Below are 15,377 nucleotides of genomic sequence, written 5' to 3' on the forward strand. Positions count from 1 at the left end.
TTGTGCTGATTATAGAATCCGTGCTGCTGCTGCGTCAGCATATCCGCCGTCTGCGTCAGGAAGGCAAGCGTATCGCGCTGGTCCCGACGATGGGCAACCTGCATGATGGTCATATGAAGCTGGTTGATGAAGCCAAAGCCAGCGCGGACGTGGTGGTGGTCAGTATTTTCGTCAATCCGATGCAGTTTGACCGCGCCGATGACCTGGCGCGCTACCCGCGCACCCTACAGGATGATTGTGAAAAGCTGAACAAGCGTCATGTCGATTTTGTCTTCGCGCCGACGCCGGCGGAAGTCTACCCGCAGGGCACCGAAGGCCAGACCTACGTCGACGTCCCCGGCCTGTCCACCATGCTGGAAGGCGCCAGCCGCCCGGGCCATTTCCGCGGCGTATCGACCATCGTCAGTAAGCTGTTTAACCTGGTTCAGCCTGACGTCGCTTGCTTTGGCGAGAAAGACTTCCAGCAGCTGGCGCTGATCCGCAAGATGGTTGCCGACATGGGCTACGATATCGATATTATCGGCGTGCCGATCGTCCGCGCGAAGGATGGCCTGGCGCTAAGCTCGCGTAACGGCTACCTGACCGCCGACCAGCGCAAAATCGCTCCCGGCCTGTATAAAGTGCTGAGCGCGGCGGCGGAAAAACTGGCCGCCGGCGACCGTCAGCTCGACGAGATCATCGCTATCGCCGAACAGGAGCTGAACGAGAAAGGTTTCCGCGCCGACGACATTCAGATCCGCGATGCCGACACCCTGCTTGAACTGACCGACGCCAGCCAGCGCGCGGTCATCCTGATGGCCGCCTGGCTCGGTCAGGCCCGCCTGATCGACAACCAGATCGTCACGCTCGGTCAGTAGACAGCGGGTAAAAATCGGGCAATACTTGCCCGGGCTTTTCTCAGGGCGGACGTCGTGTCCGCTCTGCTACATTAAGGTTGAAGGGTAGAAGTTATGATGCGTAATATGCTGCAGGGCAAGCTCCACCGCGTAAAAGTGACGCAGGCTGACCTGCACTATGAAGGTTCCTGCGCCATTGACCAGGACTTCCTGGATGCGGCCGGTATTCTGGAGAATGAAACCATTCACCTCTGGAACGTCACCAACGGCAACCGTTTCTCCACCTACGCCATTGCCGCCGAGCGGGGCTCCAGAATCATCTCCGTTAACGGCGCCGCCGCGCACTGCGCCAGCGTCGGCGATATCCTGATCATCGCCAGCTTCGTCACCATGTCTGACGAAGAGGCGCGCCGCTGGCAGCCCAACATCGCCTACTTCGAAGGCGACAACGAAATGAAGCGCCAGGCAAAAGCGATTCCGGTGCAGGTCGCCTGATGACCACGGCGCCGCACTCAGGTGCAGCGCCGAAGTTTACCCCTGCGGCTGGTTACTGATCAGCCGCGACATCGTCTCCAGCGAATCCGTGCGTAAGATATATAACCGCTTTAGCAGAAACGGATTGTCCCCCGGCTTCACCTTCCCACGCACCGTCGTCACCGCCATATGAAACCCGGCGTCATTCGCCGCCTGCACCGCCGTGGCGTTATAGCCGCCGAAGGGATAGGAAAGGTAGAGCACATGTGGATTAAACTGGCTCAGCGCCCGGCGCGAGCGGGCAAAATCAAACAGAATATTATGGTAGTTGCGGCTGAATAAGATCGGCCGCCGGCTGGCGTCCACCCGGTGGAGAAAGTGGGTATGCGACTGAATGTCAAAGACGTCCTGGATCTGCCGGAGCTCAGAAATGCTCATGAACTGCAGCGATTTCGGATCCCATTGCTGCGGATGACGCTTAATACGCGATGAAATAATAAAGGCGGTGGCGTGGAAGCCATACTGTTTCAGCACCGGATAGGCGTAGCGATTTACCGATTTCAAGCCGTCATCGAAGGTGATGGCGACTGCCCGCGCCGGAAGGTTGATTTTATTGCGCACGTAGCCTTCCAGCTGATAGAGGGTCAGCGTGGTATAACCCTGATCCCGCAGCCAGGTCATCTGGTTATTAAAGGCGCGTACCGAGGTGGTGGTCGAGGTATGGCGGAAACGGGTGTTCTCTTCGTCACGCAGAATATGGTGATAGGTCAGCACGGGGATCCCGTTATCCTCCTGCGCATCCAGACTGCTGACCCACGCCAGCCGGTCGCCAATGCGGATCTGAAACCAGGTCTGATTGAGCCGGTCCTTCAGCTTGCTGAGGATCGGATAGCGCAGATTATTGGCCAGCGTGCCGAACGGCGCGCTACTCACAGAGGGAGCGTCATAGAGCGGCGTATCTTTCCAGGTGAGTAAATTCTGGTTACTCAGCGGCTTATTGAGATCCCCAAGACGGTCCTCCACCCGCTGCTTACCCTGCACTGGCTCCAGATGGCCCTTGTCAATAAACCCGGTGCCGAAGCCGAAGCGAAACTCATAGTAATCAGCCGCCGTCGGGACAACCGCGAGGATTTGCCCGGCACGCACATTGCCGACGCTGACCACATGGTTCCCCACCTGCGCCCAGATAACCGCGTCTTCGGTGGTTTGCATATAGCGCACAGGCTTGCCCTGCTGGCTAAGCAGACTGGCGGAGGCGCTGAGTGAGGTCAGTAAAAGAAGCAGAGTAAAAAATCGGGCAAGCATGCGCATCGAACCGGTAAACCATCAACGGCGGTTATTGTAACAAAAGCGGCATCTGTCCCGCTGCTTAATTTCCAAAGGTATCATGACGCAACCGGAACGGGGGGTTCTTCTGCTGCTGATGCCACAGGCTGCTCACCATCGGACCGCCCGCGCTGACGATAGCCTGGCGAAACGCCTCGCTGCTTAACGTATTCCGCAGCAGATACATTCGCTCAAGTAATGAATAGCTGACGCCGGAGATCACTTCGCAGTGGGTATGTTTGTGGCTCATCAGCGCCGCGGCCCGATAAGGCGCCGCGCCGGTTCTGTCGGTAAGGAAAATGACCCCGTCCCCGGAGTCGGTGGCATGCAGCGCATCGCACATCATCCGGCTCAACATATTGCTGCTGAGATTGCGCCAGTAATTGACCGCCCGGCACTGGGCCAGTGGACCAAATTTTTGTTCAAGACGATCCAGCATCTCCTGCGCCAGCTCATCGTGGCAGGTAATGACCCAACCAAGCATGCTTCCCTCCTTAGCCAGCCAACAATGTAGCAAGGGGAAGATGGCGTATCGGTGATGGCGGTCAAAGATAAGCGGTTAGCGCTTCGCGTATTGGCGTCCGGAAGCGCTAAACCGTGATGAGTATCAGCTACGCAGGCCGCGGCCGCGCTGGATTAACGACCAGCAGAGGAGATAGAAGGCGACGATGAAGACCACCAGCACCGCAAAGGTGGTCACCAGCGGCACATCGTTGATACCGAGGAAGCCGAAGCGGAAACCGCTGATCATGTAGACGATGGGGTTCAGATGCGACAGCCCCTGCCAGAACGGCGGCAGCAGGGTCAGCGAGTAGAACACCCCGCCGAGATAGGTCAGCGGCGTCAGCACAAAGGTCGGGATCAGGCTGATGTCATCGAAGGTCTTGGCAAACACCGCGTTCAGCAGCCCGGCCAGCGAGAACAGCACCGCGGTAAGGAGCAGCGTCAGGGCGACAAACAGCCAGGAGTGAACCTGGAACGGCACAAAGAACAGCGACACCGCGGTCACCAGGATGCCCACGCACAGCCCGCGCGCCACCCCGCCGCCCACATAGCCGGCGATAATCACGTGCGTCGGCACCGGTGCCACCAGCAGCTCCTCAATGTTGCGCTGAAACTTGGCGCTGAAGAACGACGAGGCGACGTTGGCGTAAGCGTTGGTGATCACCGCCATCATGATCAGGCCCGGCACGATAAACTGCATATAGGTAAAGCCATGCATCTCGCCGATGCGCGAGCCGATCAGGTTGCCGAAAATCACGAAGTACAGGGTCATGGTGATCACCGGCGGCACCAGCGTCTGCACCCAGATGCGCATAAAACGGTGGATCTCTTTGGTCCAGATGCTTTTCAGCGCGACCCAATAAAGCTGCATCATGCTGACTCTCCTTTTCGCTCATGCACCAGGGTGACAAACAGCTCTTCCAGACGGTTGGCTTTGTTACGCATACTCAGTACCTGCACCCCCTGGGCGCTCAGCTGCGCGAAGACGCTGTTAATCCCCTGCTCGCGCAGGACCTCCACTTCCAGCGTCGAGGTATCGACCAGCTGATACTGGTAGCCCTCGAGCTTCGGCACCGGGCTTTTTGGCGCGAGGTCGAGAATAAAGGTCTCTGACTTCAGCTTCGACAGCAGCGCTTTCATCGAGGTATTTTCCACCAGGGTACCGTGCTGGATGATGCCGATGTTGCGGCACAGCATTTCGGCCTCTTCGAGATAGTGGGTGGTCAGAATAATGGTGGTTCCTCGATCGTTGAGATCCTTGAGGAAGCCCCACATCGAGCGGCGGAGTTCGATATCGACGCCGGCGGTCGGCTCGTCGAGGATCAGCAGCTTCGGCTCATGCATCAACGCGCGAGCGATCATCAGGCGGCGCTTCATCCCGCCGGAGAGCATCCGCGCGCGTTCACTGCGTTTTTCCCATAGATCGAGCTGTTTTAAGTACTTTTCGCTGCGGGCGATGGCTTCTTTACGCTCAACGCCGTAGTAGCCCGCCTGGTTAACGACGATCTGCTGCACGGTCTCGAACGGGTTAAAGTTAAACTCCTGCGGCACCAGGCCAAGCTGGCGCTTGGCGTTGACGACATCTTTCTCCAGATCGTAGCCAAAGACATTGACCTGACCGGAGGTTTTGTTCACCAGCGAGCTGATGATGCCGATCGTCGTGGATTTTCCCGCCCCGTTCGGGCCCAGCAGGGCATAGAAATCCCCCGCTTCAACCTGCAGGTCGATTCCCCGCAGTGCCTGAACCCCGCCGGGGTAGGTTTTTTTGAGCTGTTTTAATTCCAGAGCAATGGTCATTAAATATCTCTTCTCGTGTCATGACACGTCATTAACCCGCCTGACTGACGTTTGCGCTGTACTGTCGCGGCCAGCGCATCTGCAGCCTGAAGTATCACGGGTTAAGATGGTTTTAAAAAAGGTGAGCTTACCCTATATTAGCGCAACGCACTTACTTGGTTACAGGCCGATAACGTCCATGAATGATATAGATACACTCATCAGCAACAATGCACTATGGTCAAAAATGCTGGTGGAAGAGGACCCCGGCTTTTTTGAGAAACTGTCGCAAACGCAGAAACCGCGCTTCCTGTGGATTGGCTGTTCTGACAGCCGCGTTCCCGCTGAGCGACTCACCGGCCTGGAGCCAGGCGAACTGTTTGTGCATCGTAACGTGGCGAATCTGGTGATCCACACCGACCTCAACTGCCTGTCGGTGGTACAGTATGCCGTCGATGTCCTTGAAGTTGAGCACATCATTATCTGCGGCCACTACGGCTGCGGCGGCGTGCAGGCGGCGGTGGAGAACCCGGAGCTGGGGCTCATCGACAACTGGCTGCTGCATATCCGCGATATCTGGTTTAAACACAGCTCGCTGCTGGGGGAAATGCCGGAGGAGCGCCGTCTGGATACCCTTTGTGAACTGAACGTGATGGAGCAGGTATACAACCTGGGACATTCGACGATTATGCAATCGGCGTGGAAGCGCGGACAGAAAGTCACCATCCACGGCTGGGCATACGGTATTCACGACGGACTGCTGCGCGATCTGGATGTGACCGCCGTGAGCAGGGAAACCCTCGAACAGCGCTATCGCCACGGGATCTCCAACCTCAAGATCAAGCACATCAACCACAAATAGCCTTCAGACTTAGCCGCTCAGGCGCGAGCGGCGCGCGCCTGAGTGGAATATTCCCTTACTCGTCCAGCAGGGTGACTTTGCCGATATACGGCAGATGGCGGTAGCGCTGAGCGTAGTCGATACCGTAGCCCACCACGAACTCGTCCGGAATGGCGAAACCGACGAACTCAACCGGGACATTCACTTCACGGCGGCTTGGTTTATCCAGCAGCGTACAAATGGCCAGCGACTTCGGCTCGCGCAGGCTGAGGATCTCACGCACTTTAGACAGGGTATTGCCGGAGTCGATGATGTCTTCCACGATCAGTACGTCTTTACCACGGATGTCTTCGTCCAGATCTTTGAGGATTTTCACATCACGGGTGGTGGACATGCCGCTGCCGTAGCTCGAGGCGGTCATAAAATCAACTTCATGCGGCACCTGCACTTCACGGCACAGGTCGGCCATGAACATAAACGAGCCGCGCAGCAGCCCCACCAGCACCATTTCGCTGCCGCTGTCCTGATAATGTTCGTTGATTTGACGACCCAGTTCCGCGATGCGCGCTTTGATCTCGGATTCCGGGATCATCACTTCTACAGTATGTTTCATAAGACTAACCATTTGATTCTAAATATAAATCATCAAAGCCGCTGCTTTCGCCCCGACGATGACCGGCAAGCCATCCAGTATACCAGCAAAAAGAAATCTGCGGTGCAGGGATTAATAAAGCCATATTTGTGATTCCGATCACACTTGTTAAATCCTATAATTAATTGCAGTTAAAAAATTAACAAACACATGAGTAACTTTCTATGGCTGAAACAAAGTCTCAACAATCAAGGCTCCTGGTGACGCTGACTGCGCTATTTGCAGCGTTCTGCGGCCTGTATCTTTTAATCGGCGGAGCATGGCTGGTCGTGCTTGGCGGCTCCTGGTACTATCCCATCGCCGGTCTGGTGATGCTGGGCGTGACCGTGATGCTGCTGCGCGGCAAGCGCGCTGCGCTGTGGCTGTACGCCGCACTGCTGCTGGCGACCATGATCTGGGGCGTCTGGGAAGTCGGCTTCGACTTCTGGGCGCTGACGCCGCGTAGCGACATCCTCGTCTTCTTTGGTATCTGGCTGATCCTGCCTTTTGTCTGGCGTCGTCTGCCGGTGCCTTCCGCTGGCGCCGTAGGCGCGCTGGTCGTCGCCCTGCTGATCAGCGGCGGCATGCTGACCTGGGCTGGTTTTAACGACCCGCAGGAGATCAACGGCACCCTGAGCGCCGACGCCACCCCGGCCGCGCCGATCTCCAACGTTGCCGACGGCGACTGGCCGGCCTATGGCCGCAACCAGGAAGGTCAGCGCTTCTCCCCGCTGAAGCAGATTAACGCCGACAACGTGAAGAACCTGAAGGAAGCCTGGGTGTTCCGCACCGGCGACCTGAAACAGCCGAACGATCCGGGTGAAATCACTAACGAAGTGACACCGATTAAAGTCGGCGACACGCTCTTCCTGTGTACCGCCCATCAGCGCCTGTTCGCGCTTGACGCCGCCACCGGTAAAGAGAAATGGCATTTTGACCCGCAGCTGAACGCCGACCCGTCATTCCAGCACGTCACCTGCCGCGGTGTCTCGTATCACGAAGCGAAAGCGGATAACGCCCCTGCTGACGTCGTGGCCGACTGTCCGCGCCGCATTATCCTGCCGGTGAACGATGGTCGCCTGTTCGCAGTAAACGCCGACAACGGTAAGCTGTGCGAAACCTTTGCCAACAAAGGTATTCTCAACCTGCAGACCAACATGCCAGTGACCACGCCGGGCATGTATGAACCCACTTCCCCGCCGATTATCACCGATAAGACCATCGTGATTGCCGGCGCAGTCACCGATAACTTCTCTACCCGTGAGCCGTCAGGCGTGATCCGCGGTTTTGATGTGAATACCGGGAAACTGCTGTGGGCCTTCGATCCAGGCGCGAAAGATCCGAACGCCATCCCAGGCGATGAGCATCACTTCACGCTCAACTCACCGAACTCCTGGGCGCCTGCCGCCTACGACGCCAAACTGGATCTGGTCTATCTGCCGATGGGCGTGACCACTCCGGATATCTGGGGCGGCAACCGCACGCCGGAGCAAGAGCGCTATGCCAGCTCGATTGTCGCGCTGAACGCCACCACCGGTAAACTGGCCTGGAGCTACCAGACCGTCCACCACGACCTGTGGGATATGGACATGCCTTCTCAGCCGACGCTGGCTGACATTGAAGTCAATGGCAAAACCGTGCCGGTCATCTATGCTCCGGCGAAAACCGGCAACATCTTCGTGCTGGATCGTCGTAACGGCGAGCTGGTGGTCCCGGCCCCGGAAAAACCGGTCCCGCAGGGCGCCGCCAAAGGCGATTATGTGGCCAAAACTCAGCCCTTCTCCGATCTGAGCTTCCGTCCGAAGAAAGATCTGACCGGGGCGGACATGTGGGGCGCCACCATGTTCGACCAGCTGGTGTGCCGCGTGATTTTCCACCAGATGCGCTATGAAGGTATCTTTACCCCGCCGTCTGAGCAGGGCACCCTCGTCTTCCCGGGTAACCTGGGGATGTTTGAATGGGGCGGTATCTCCGTCGATCCGAACCGTCAGGTGGCTATCGCCAACCCAATGGCGCTGCCGTTCGTCTCTAAACTGATCCCACGCGGCCCGGGCAACCCAATGGAACCGCCGAAAGATGCGAAAGGCTCAGGCACCGAGTCCGGCGTGCAGCCGCAGTACGGAGTCCCTTACGGCGTCACCCTGAACCCGTTCCTGTCGCCGTTCGGCCTGCCGTGCAAACAGCCGGCATGGGGCTATATCTCCGCGCTGGATCTGAAAACCAACGAAGTGGTATGGAAAAAACGTATCGGTACTCCGCAGGATAGCCTGCCGTTCCCGATGCCGGTTAAACTGCCGTTCACCATGGGTATGCCGATGCTGGGTGGGCCGATCTCCACGGCGGGTAACGTCCTGTTCATCGGCGCGACCGCGGATAACTACCTGCGCGCGTACAATATGAGCAATGGTGAGAAACTGTGGGAAGCCCGTCTGCCAGCCGGCGGCCAGGCGACTCCGATGACTTACGAAGTGAATGGCAAACAGTATGTTGTCATCTCTGCCGGCGGTCACGGCTCGTTTGGTACAAAAATGGGCGATTATATCGTCGCCTATGCGCTCCCGGATGAGGCGAAATAAAACGCAAAACGGCAACGAAAGTTGCCGTTTTTTTTGTCTTTATCCCCTATTTCCACGCGCCAGGGCTATACCGCCCTATACCGTGAATCCCAACATCATCCCGGTGTCTTCATGTTCCAGCAGGTGGCAGTGGGCCATATAGGCAAACTCCTTCGGCGCCGGATGATCAAACTTCACTAATACTTCACTCACGTCCCCTTCCACACGAACGGTGTCTTTCCAGCCGCTACGATGCGCCGCTGGCGGCTTGCCGTTTTCGCTAAGGATGCGGAACTGGGTGCCGTGAATGTGGAACGGATGCAGCATCATGTCGCCCTTGCCGGAGATGACCCAGCGTTCATACTCTCCTCTGGCGGCGGCAAACATCGGCACATTCATGTCGAAGGCTTTGCCGTTGATGCGGTTGGCGTTATGGAAATCAAACCCCTTAGCCGACGACATACCATGATTCATGCCGGACCCGTGGTTCATGTTGCTCATGTCGCCGTGGTGCATACTCCCCATGTCGCCCATCCCGCCGTGCCCCATCATGCCGTGATCCATTCCGGCCATCGCCTGATCGCCATATTTCTCCATCAGCGCCTGCATGCCCATCCTGTCAAGCATCGGATCCATCGACAGCTGGAGCTGACGCTGCGTCAGCCCCGTCAGGGACGGTAGCGCCGGCAGAGCGGCCAGGGTATCCAGCAGCTTACCGGAGGCAGGAATAACCAGCGGCTGGACGCGCAGTACCGGCTGTGGTTTATCGAAAGGCGCAATGGCCATGCCCATCTGGCTCACCGGCAGGGTCACCAGATCAAAAGGTTTACCGTCGCTGGTGTCCACCAGCACCTCAAAACGCTCCCCCATCAAGACCGGCAGTTCATTGACCTTCACCGGCTCCGCCAGCAGACCGCCGTCGCTGGCCACCACGTACAGCGGGCGCTTATCACTGGTCGCAAAATTGAGGGAACGGGCATTACAGCCGTTCAGCAAGCGCAGACGTAGCCAGCCGCGCGGGGCGGCATGTTCAGGATAGAGAGCGCCATTGGTCAACAGCGTATCGCCAAACCAGCCGACGGCGGCGCTCATGACATCCAGCTGATAATCAATTTCGCCAGCGGCGGTAAACTTCTTGTCCTGTACGATAACCGGTACATCATCGATTCCCCACTGCTTCGGCAACAGCAGGCGTCCGCTCTCTTCATCCTCGATCAGCACCAGCCCCGCCAGCCCCATCGCCACCTGCCGACCGGTGGTCCCGTGCTGATGGGGGTGAAACCAGCAGGTGGCCGCCCGTTGCGTTGGCGTGAAGCTCACCGTCCGAGTGGAGCCCGGGGCGATAACCCCCTGCGGTCCCCCGTCGACCTCGCCCGGGACCTCCAGACCATGCCAGTGCAGCGTGGTCTCTTCTGCCAGCTGGTTAGTAATGTCCACCGTGATGGTCTTCCCCTGCGTCAGCTGCAGCGCGGGCCCCAGCAGCGAGCCGTTATACCCCCATGTGGTGGCGTTCATCCCGCCAAATTGCGTTTTGCCCGCCTGGATGGTCAGCGCGATACGGTTGCGCGCATCGGCCGTCAACAGCGACGGTACCGGCAGGGCCGGGCGACTGGCTGCAAAGACCGCACGGCTCCAAAGCGGTAACGCGCTGGCCATGCTGACCGCGGCGGTCAGTTTGAGGAAGTCTCGACGTTGCATATTCACATCCTTTTATTCTGCGGGCGAATATTTGAGCTTAAACCCTACCGTAACGGGAAGGTCAAGCAGAAGAGTGAGAATAAAGATCGGCGCTGTGTAAAGAAGTATGCTAATTTGAAGCGTCGGTGATCTAACGGTAGAAAAAATGAAGACGCTTTTCAGAACAATGGTACTCGGCAGCCTGCTTACTCTCTCCGCCAACAGCTACGCGCTCAGCGAATCCGAAGCGGAAGACATGGCTGATTTAACCGCGGTTTTTGTGTTTCTGAAAAATGACTGTGGCTACCAGAACCTGCCCAACACACAGATCCGGCGCGCTCTGGTGTTCTTTGCCCAACAGAACCAGTGGGACCTGAGCAACTACGACAGCTACAACATGAAAGCGCTTGGCGAAGACAGCTATCGCGATCTCAGCGGCATTAACCTTCCGACGGCGAAAAAATGTAAAGCGCTGGCCCGCGATTCACTTAGCCTGCTGGCTTACGTCAAATAATTTCCCGCGCGGGCGGCAACGCGCCGCGCTTTTCCCCTCCTCACCCGCCTCTAATATTTACCATTATTATTTTATATAAAATAAACCTTATATATATCGCAATACATCAATCCAATAAATAAATTAAACCCGTACTAACAGCCTTTCCAGAAAAAAAACAATAAAATATCCCTAGTGATATATTGCAAAATAAAAACCACCCTTTTAGAATCCGTTGAAAATATATCTACTTCATGGACTGAAATTGTGAATATCTCGCTGACTCTTCGTATTATTCCACTCGCCGCTATGTTATTAGCCGGCTGTAGCAATACCGCCTCTCGCCAGCAGGTAAAACCGCTCACCACTCCGCTAACGTCACAGCAGCAGGCAGAGCAGGAGCGCGCGGCTAGCGAACAAGCGCGCATTGAATCCTGCCGACAGGCGCTGGACTCGCTAAAAGAGGTTAACCCACAGCAGGCAACCAAACTCAGCAATGACTTCAACGCCTTAGTGCGTGCGGCATCACAATACAACAGCGTGCGCGAGAAAGTGGCGGATCCCACCCGGCTTGGCATTGACTCCATGTATCAGTTTAAATCCATCAAACTATGCGCCGATATCCAGAAAACGCTGATCGATAGCCTGGTACAGCGGGGTGAAAGCAAACAGCCATGAACAGAGCCGCCACGCTGACCCTCAACGCGCCCCTGCTGATGCTCGTCGCGGCGCTGGCGCTTTCAACACCGTTCTTCGCCGGCGCCGCGCCGGCGTTTCTTGACTACGCCCAGCAGCAAACCCAGGCGCATGAAAAAAGCGATGCTGCAACCGCAAAGCAAACGTCAGGCGATCGTCAAAATGCGGATAATAAAAAAAAGACGCCTAATACCGCGCAATTGCAAAAAAGAATCGTCAGCCAGCAGGCGACGATTGAGCAAAAAAATAAAACTATTCAGCAATTAAAAAAACAGCTTGCTAACACTCCGGCCACAGAAACCTCCATCGCGAATGAGCAAGCGGCCTTAAATAACAAAATAAAAGAATTACAGATCGCCTTAACCGCCGCCACCGCGAAAAATGAGGCGTTAATTAAAAAAGAAGGCGCAGTCCAGAATACGACTCTGCAGCAAAGTCAGGCCGCCGCGCTGAAGCAGATCCAACAATTAACGTCACAGCTTCAGCAAGCCGCAGCTGAAAATAAACGGCTCAGCGCCAGCCTCACCGCTCTGAATACAGATAAGCAGACGCTGGCTAACCGGCTCGCCGCGGCAGAGAAGGCGCAGCAGACCACCCTCGACCAGGTCAAAACCCTTAACGCCGACAAACAGCCGCTGGTCAACCGGCTGGCGGCGACGGAAAAAGAGAAGCAGACCGCCCTCGACCAGGTCAAAACCCTTAACGCCGATAAGCAGTCGCTGGCTAACCGGCTGGCGGCGGCGGAAAAAGAGAAGCAGACCGCCCTCGACCAGATCAAAGCCCTTAACGCCGATAAGCAGTCTCTGGCTAACCGGCTCGCCGCAGCGGAGAAAGCGCCATCGAGCCGCGCCGATGCCGCCGTGGCGGCAAAAGATGAGCCCCCCGAGATGGCGGCCATAGTGGCGGCCTATCGCCTGCAGGCGGACAAAGATAACGCCCAGCTGCGGATGAAAGAGGATGAAATCCAGCTGCTGCGGACGCAGCTGACGGTCCCGCCGAGAAATACCACCGGCAAAACCGCCGCCAAACTCAGCGCGCCAGGTGAACAGCAGGCTTACGCCATCGGCGCCTCGATGGGTACAGAGGCGCTTAATGTCCTCACGACTCGTCGCACTCAGGGGGTTAACGTCGACGCTGGCCTGGTGCTGCAGGGCATCGAAGATGCTTTCAGCGGCCAGCTTCGCCTCGGCGAACAGGAGCGTAACAAAGCGCTGTTTGACATTTCACAGCAGGTTTTCCAGAACCTGAATAAAATCGAGCAGAAAAACATCAGCGCCGGTCAGAAATACCAGCAGGCGTTTGCGCGCAAAAAAGGTGTGGTCTTCAAAGAGGGCGTCTACAGCCGTATCGATTACCCGGGTAAAGGAAAAATTAGCGGCAACGATCTGGTGACCGTGGTGATCAAAGAGATGCTGACGGACGGAACGGTGATCAATGATATGGAGACGAAAGATCAGGCGCTTACCCAGAAACTGGATGCCTATCCCCCGGTATTTCGCGGGCCGCTGAAGCGCCTGCAGAACCACGGCTCCGTGACGCTGGTCGTCCCGCCCGACAAAGCCTATGGCAGTAAAGGGTTGCCACCGAAGATCCCCCCAGGCGCCACCATGGTCTATTCCGTGCGGATAGTGGATAGCCAACCCGCGCCGGCAAAATAGCCCTGTCTCCCCACCGCCCTCTCCGGGCGGTGCTGTTATTCCTGCCGCATTGCTGCAATAACCGCCGTGCATCCTCATCTATAGTTGTCTATGATGTTGCACTCGTTTTACGGGTGTAACAGATGTTAACGAAGGAGGAGCCTCACCGTGGCCGATAATCCACTGTGGCATGAAACGCTGCATGACCATTTTGGTCAGTACTTTAGCGTTGATAACGTGCTGTACCACGAAAAAACCGATCATCAGGATCTGATCATCTTTGACAACCGCGCCTTTGGCCGGGTGATGGCGCTGGATGGCGTCGTGCAAACCACCGAACGCGATGAGTTTATCTATCACGAAATGATGACCCACGTGCCGCTGCTGGCTCACGGCAACGCCAAGCATGTCCTGATCATCGGCGGCGGCGATGGCGCGATGCTGCGCGAAGTCTCTCGTCATCGCAGCATCGAAAGCATCACCATGGTGGAAATCGACGCCGGGGTGGTCTCATTCTGCCGCCAGTACCTGCCCAACCATAGCGCCGGCGCCTATGACGATCCGCGCTTTACGCTGGTAATTGATGATGGCGTCAATTTTGTTAACCAGACGACGCAAACGTTTGATGTGATCATTTCGGACTGTACCGACCCTATTGGCCCGGGGGAAAGCCTCTTCACCTCGGCTTTTTATGAAGGCTGCAAACGCTGCCTGAATCCGGGAGGGATTTTCGTTGCGCAGAACGGCGTCTGCTTCCTGCAGCAGGATGAAGCGGTCGGTAGCCATCGCAAACTGAGCCACTATTTTCGCGACGTCAGCTTCTACCAGGCGGCGATTCCGACCTATTACGGCGGGATAATGACCTTTGCCTGGGCGAGCGACAACGAGGCGCTGCGCCATCTTTCCAGCGAAATCATTCAGGCGCGCTTTCACAAAGCCAACCTGACCTGCCGTTACTACAATCCGGCAATCCATACGGCGGCCTTCGCCTTACCACAATATCTGCATGATGCTCTGTCCGCACCGTGAAGCGAAATAAGGGGGTGAACTAAATTGAAAAAATTGAAGCTGCACGGCTTTAACAACCTGACCAAAAGCCTGAGTTTTTGTATCTACGATATCTGTTACGCCAAAACGGCAGAAGAGCGCGACGGCTACATCGCCTATATCGACGAACTTTATAATGCCAATCGCCTGACAGAGATCCTGAGCGAAACCTGCTCTATTATTGGCGCTAATATCCTGAATATCGCCCGCCAGGATTATGAACCCCAGGGCGCCAGCGTGACCATTCTGGTAAGCGAAGAGCCCGTCGACCCGCGGCTTATCGACCAGACCGAACACCCCGGCCCGCTGCCTGAAACCGTGGTCGCCCATCTCGATAAAAGCCATATCTGCGTGCATACCTATCCGGAGAGCCACCCGGAAGGCGGCCTGTGCACCTTCCGCGCCGATATCGAAGTCTCTACCTGCGGGGTTATTTCACCGCTCAAAGCGCTGAACTATCTGATCCACCAGCTGGAATCGGACATTGTAACCATTGACTACCGCGTGCGCGGCTTTACCCGCGACATCAATGGGATGAAGCATTTTATCGATCATGAAATCAACTCAATTCAGAACTTTATGTCTGACGATATGAAGTCGCTGTATGACATGGTCGACGTCAACGTTTATCAGGAAAATATCTTCCATACCAAAATGTTGCTCAAGGAGTTCGACCTTAAGCACTACATGTTCCATACCCGACCGGAAGAGTTGACCGCTGAAGAGCGCAAGGTCATTACCGACCTGCTGTGGAAAGAGATGCGCGAGATTTACTACGGCCGCAATATTCCTGCCGTGTAATGCCTCAAATGCCCGGCGGCGCTTGTGCTTGCCGGGCCTGGGTTCTGCGCCGGCTGGTAGCCGGGGCAAGGTACTCGTCGCGA

At 56.6% G+C, this 15,377-nt stretch carries 15 protein-coding genes and 1 pseudogene; 9 read left to right on the plus strand and 7 right to left on the minus strand.

Annotation, left to right across the window (positions count from 1 at the left end; translation table 11 throughout):
- Window positions 1-2 precede the first annotated feature (2 nt).
- Window positions 3-857 carry a pantoate--beta-alanine ligase gene (gene panC / locus ABLV64_RS18965; protein WP_053810756.1) on the plus strand — a complete coding sequence of 285 codons (855 nt, stop codon included), beginning with the start codon at window positions 3-5 and terminating at the stop codon, window positions 855-857.
- A 93-nt stretch (window positions 858-950) separates the two neighbouring features.
- Window positions 951-1,331 (plus strand): aspartate 1-decarboxylase, encoded by a 381-nt coding sequence (gene panD, locus ABLV64_RS18970; protein ID WP_004204397.1) that lies wholly within the window; start codon window positions 951-953, stop codon window positions 1,329-1,331.
- Between the two features lie 36 nt (window positions 1,332-1,367).
- On the opposite strand, the gene ABLV64_RS18975 is transcribed toward panD, so the two are convergent.
- The 4 genes from ABLV64_RS18975 to ABLV64_RS18990 all read right to left on the minus strand — a co-directional run bounded on the left by ABLV64_RS18975 (window position 1,368) and on the right by ABLV64_RS18990 (window position 4,937).
- Window positions 1,368-2,621 (minus strand): polysaccharide deacetylase family protein, encoded by a 1,254-nt coding sequence (locus ABLV64_RS18975; protein WP_017901163.1) that lies wholly within the window; start codon window positions 2,619-2,621, stop codon window positions 1,368-1,370.
- Window positions 2,622-2,679: 58 nt separating this feature from the next.
- Complete coding sequence (locus ABLV64_RS18980) at window positions 2,680-3,120, minus strand: PTS sugar transporter subunit IIA (RefSeq protein ID WP_004204391.1); 441 nt, start codon at window positions 3,118-3,120, stop codon at window positions 2,680-2,682.
- Window positions 3,121-3,243: 123 nt separating this feature from the next.
- A complete protein-coding gene (locus ABLV64_RS18985) occupies window positions 3,244-4,014 on the minus strand; it encodes an ABC transporter permease (RefSeq protein WP_004204389.1) in 771 nt (256 codons plus the stop codon).
- On the minus strand, window positions 4,011-4,937 hold the full coding sequence (locus ABLV64_RS18990) for an ABC transporter ATP-binding protein (protein ID WP_004204387.1): 927 nt from the start codon (window positions 4,935-4,937) through the stop codon (window positions 4,011-4,013). The genes ABLV64_RS18985 and ABLV64_RS18990 overlap by 4 nt, the downstream gene beginning before the upstream one ends.
- A gap of 178 nt (window positions 4,938-5,115) precedes the next feature.
- On the opposite strand from ABLV64_RS18990, the gene can reads away from it, so the two are divergent.
- Window positions 5,116-5,778, plus strand: coding sequence for a carbonate dehydratase (can, locus tag ABLV64_RS18995; RefSeq protein ID WP_004204385.1), 663 nt, complete (start codon window positions 5,116-5,118; stop codon window positions 5,776-5,778).
- 55 nt (window positions 5,779-5,833) lie between these two features.
- Here can and hpt read toward each other — a convergent pair whose 3' ends face one another.
- Window positions 5,834-6,370 (minus strand): hypoxanthine phosphoribosyltransferase, encoded by a 537-nt coding sequence (hpt, locus tag ABLV64_RS19000; RefSeq protein ID WP_004204384.1) that lies wholly within the window; start codon window positions 6,368-6,370, stop codon window positions 5,834-5,836.
- A gap of 4 nt (window positions 6,371-6,374) precedes the next feature.
- Window positions 6,375-6,494: a hypothetical protein gene (locus tag ABLV64_RS19005; RefSeq protein WP_032426021.1), complete on the minus strand. Its 120-nt coding sequence runs from the start codon at window positions 6,492-6,494 to the stop codon at window positions 6,375-6,377.
- A gap of 79 nt (window positions 6,495-6,573) precedes the next feature.
- Between ABLV64_RS19005 and ABLV64_RS19010 the strand changes: the two genes are divergently transcribed.
- Entirely contained in the window at window positions 6,574-8,964 is a 2,391-nt protein-coding gene (locus ABLV64_RS19010) for a glucose/quinate/shikimate family membrane-bound PQQ-dependent dehydrogenase (RefSeq protein WP_325912561.1), read from the plus strand.
- Window positions 8,965-9,039: 75 nt separating this feature from the next.
- On the opposite strand, the gene cueO is transcribed toward ABLV64_RS19010, so the two are convergent.
- Window positions 9,040-10,641 (minus strand): multicopper oxidase CueO, encoded by a 1,602-nt coding sequence (cueO, locus tag ABLV64_RS19015; RefSeq protein ID WP_049116607.1) that lies wholly within the window; start codon window positions 10,639-10,641, stop codon window positions 9,040-9,042.
- A gap of 145 nt (window positions 10,642-10,786) precedes the next feature.
- On the opposite strand from cueO, the gene ABLV64_RS19020 reads away from it, so the two are divergent.
- From ABLV64_RS19020 to speD, 5 genes and pseudogenes are all read left to right on the plus strand, one after another.
- The gene (locus tag ABLV64_RS19020) at window positions 10,787-11,134 is read left to right on the plus strand and encodes a YacC family pilotin-like protein (RefSeq protein WP_004204381.1); all 348 of its coding nucleotides are present in this window, start codon (window positions 10,787-10,789) and stop codon (window positions 11,132-11,134) included.
- Window positions 11,135-11,380: 246 nt separating this feature from the next.
- Window positions 11,381-11,791 (plus strand): hypothetical protein, encoded by a 411-nt coding sequence (locus ABLV64_RS19025; RefSeq protein ID WP_004204380.1) that lies wholly within the window; start codon window positions 11,381-11,383, stop codon window positions 11,789-11,791.
- A 539-nt stretch (window positions 11,792-12,330) separates the two neighbouring features.
- Window positions 12,331-13,467 (plus strand): annotated as a pseudogene (locus ABLV64_RS19030) (FKBP-type peptidyl-prolyl cis-trans isomerase N-terminal domain-containing protein); the annotation flags it as partial.
- Window positions 13,468-13,614: 147 nt separating this feature from the next.
- Window positions 13,615-14,475, plus strand: a complete 861-nt coding sequence (gene speE, locus ABLV64_RS19035) for a polyamine aminopropyltransferase (protein ID WP_004204376.1) — start codon at window positions 13,615-13,617, stop codon at window positions 14,473-14,475.
- Window positions 14,476-14,499: 24 nt separating this feature from the next.
- Window positions 14,500-15,294, plus strand: a complete 795-nt coding sequence (gene speD / locus ABLV64_RS19040) for an adenosylmethionine decarboxylase (protein ID WP_004204375.1) — start codon at window positions 14,500-14,502, stop codon at window positions 15,292-15,294.
- Window positions 15,295-15,377 lie beyond the last annotated feature (83 nt).

This window comes from Klebsiella sp. JB_Kp031, assembly GCF_040064295.1.
In the GTDB taxonomy this organism is placed as follows: Bacteria; Pseudomonadota; Gammaproteobacteria; order Enterobacterales; family Enterobacteriaceae; genus Klebsiella; species Klebsiella quasipneumoniae.

Bases quoted from the DNA above. Each gene is read 5' to 3' on its own strand.
- panD (WP_004204397.1), top strand. From the start codon at position 951: ATGATGCGTAATATGCTGCAGGGCAAGCTCCACCGCGTAAAAGTGACG.
- ABLV64_RS18975 (WP_017901163.1), bottom strand. From the start codon at position 2,621: ATGCGCATGCTTGCCCGATTTTTTACTCTGCTTCTTTTACTGACCTCA.
- ABLV64_RS18980 (WP_004204391.1), bottom strand. From the start codon at position 3,120: ATGCTTGGTTGGGTCATTACCTGCCACGATGAGCTGGCGCAGGAGATG.
- ABLV64_RS18985 (WP_004204389.1), bottom strand. From the start codon at position 4,014: ATGATGCAGCTTTATTGGGTCGCGCTGAAAAGCATCTGGACCAAAGAG.
- ABLV64_RS18990 (WP_004204387.1), bottom strand. From the start codon at position 4,937: ATGACCATTGCTCTGGAATTAAAACAGCTCAAAAAAACCTACCCCGGC.
- can (WP_004204385.1), top strand. From the start codon at position 5,116: ATGAATGATATAGATACACTCATCAGCAACAATGCACTATGGTCAAAA.
- hpt (WP_004204384.1), bottom strand. From the start codon at position 6,370: ATGAAACATACTGTAGAAGTGATGATCCCGGAATCCGAGATCAAAGCG.
- ABLV64_RS19005 (WP_032426021.1), bottom strand. From the start codon at position 6,494: ATGGCTTTATTAATCCCTGCACCGCAGATTTCTTTTTGCTGGTATACT.
- ABLV64_RS19010 (WP_325912561.1), top strand. From the start codon at position 6,574: ATGGCTGAAACAAAGTCTCAACAATCAAGGCTCCTGGTGACGCTGACT.
- cueO (WP_049116607.1), bottom strand. From the start codon at position 10,641: ATGCAACGTCGAGACTTCCTCAAACTGACCGCCGCGGTCAGCATGGCC.
- ABLV64_RS19020 (WP_004204381.1), top strand. From the start codon at position 10,787: ATGAAGACGCTTTTCAGAACAATGGTACTCGGCAGCCTGCTTACTCTC.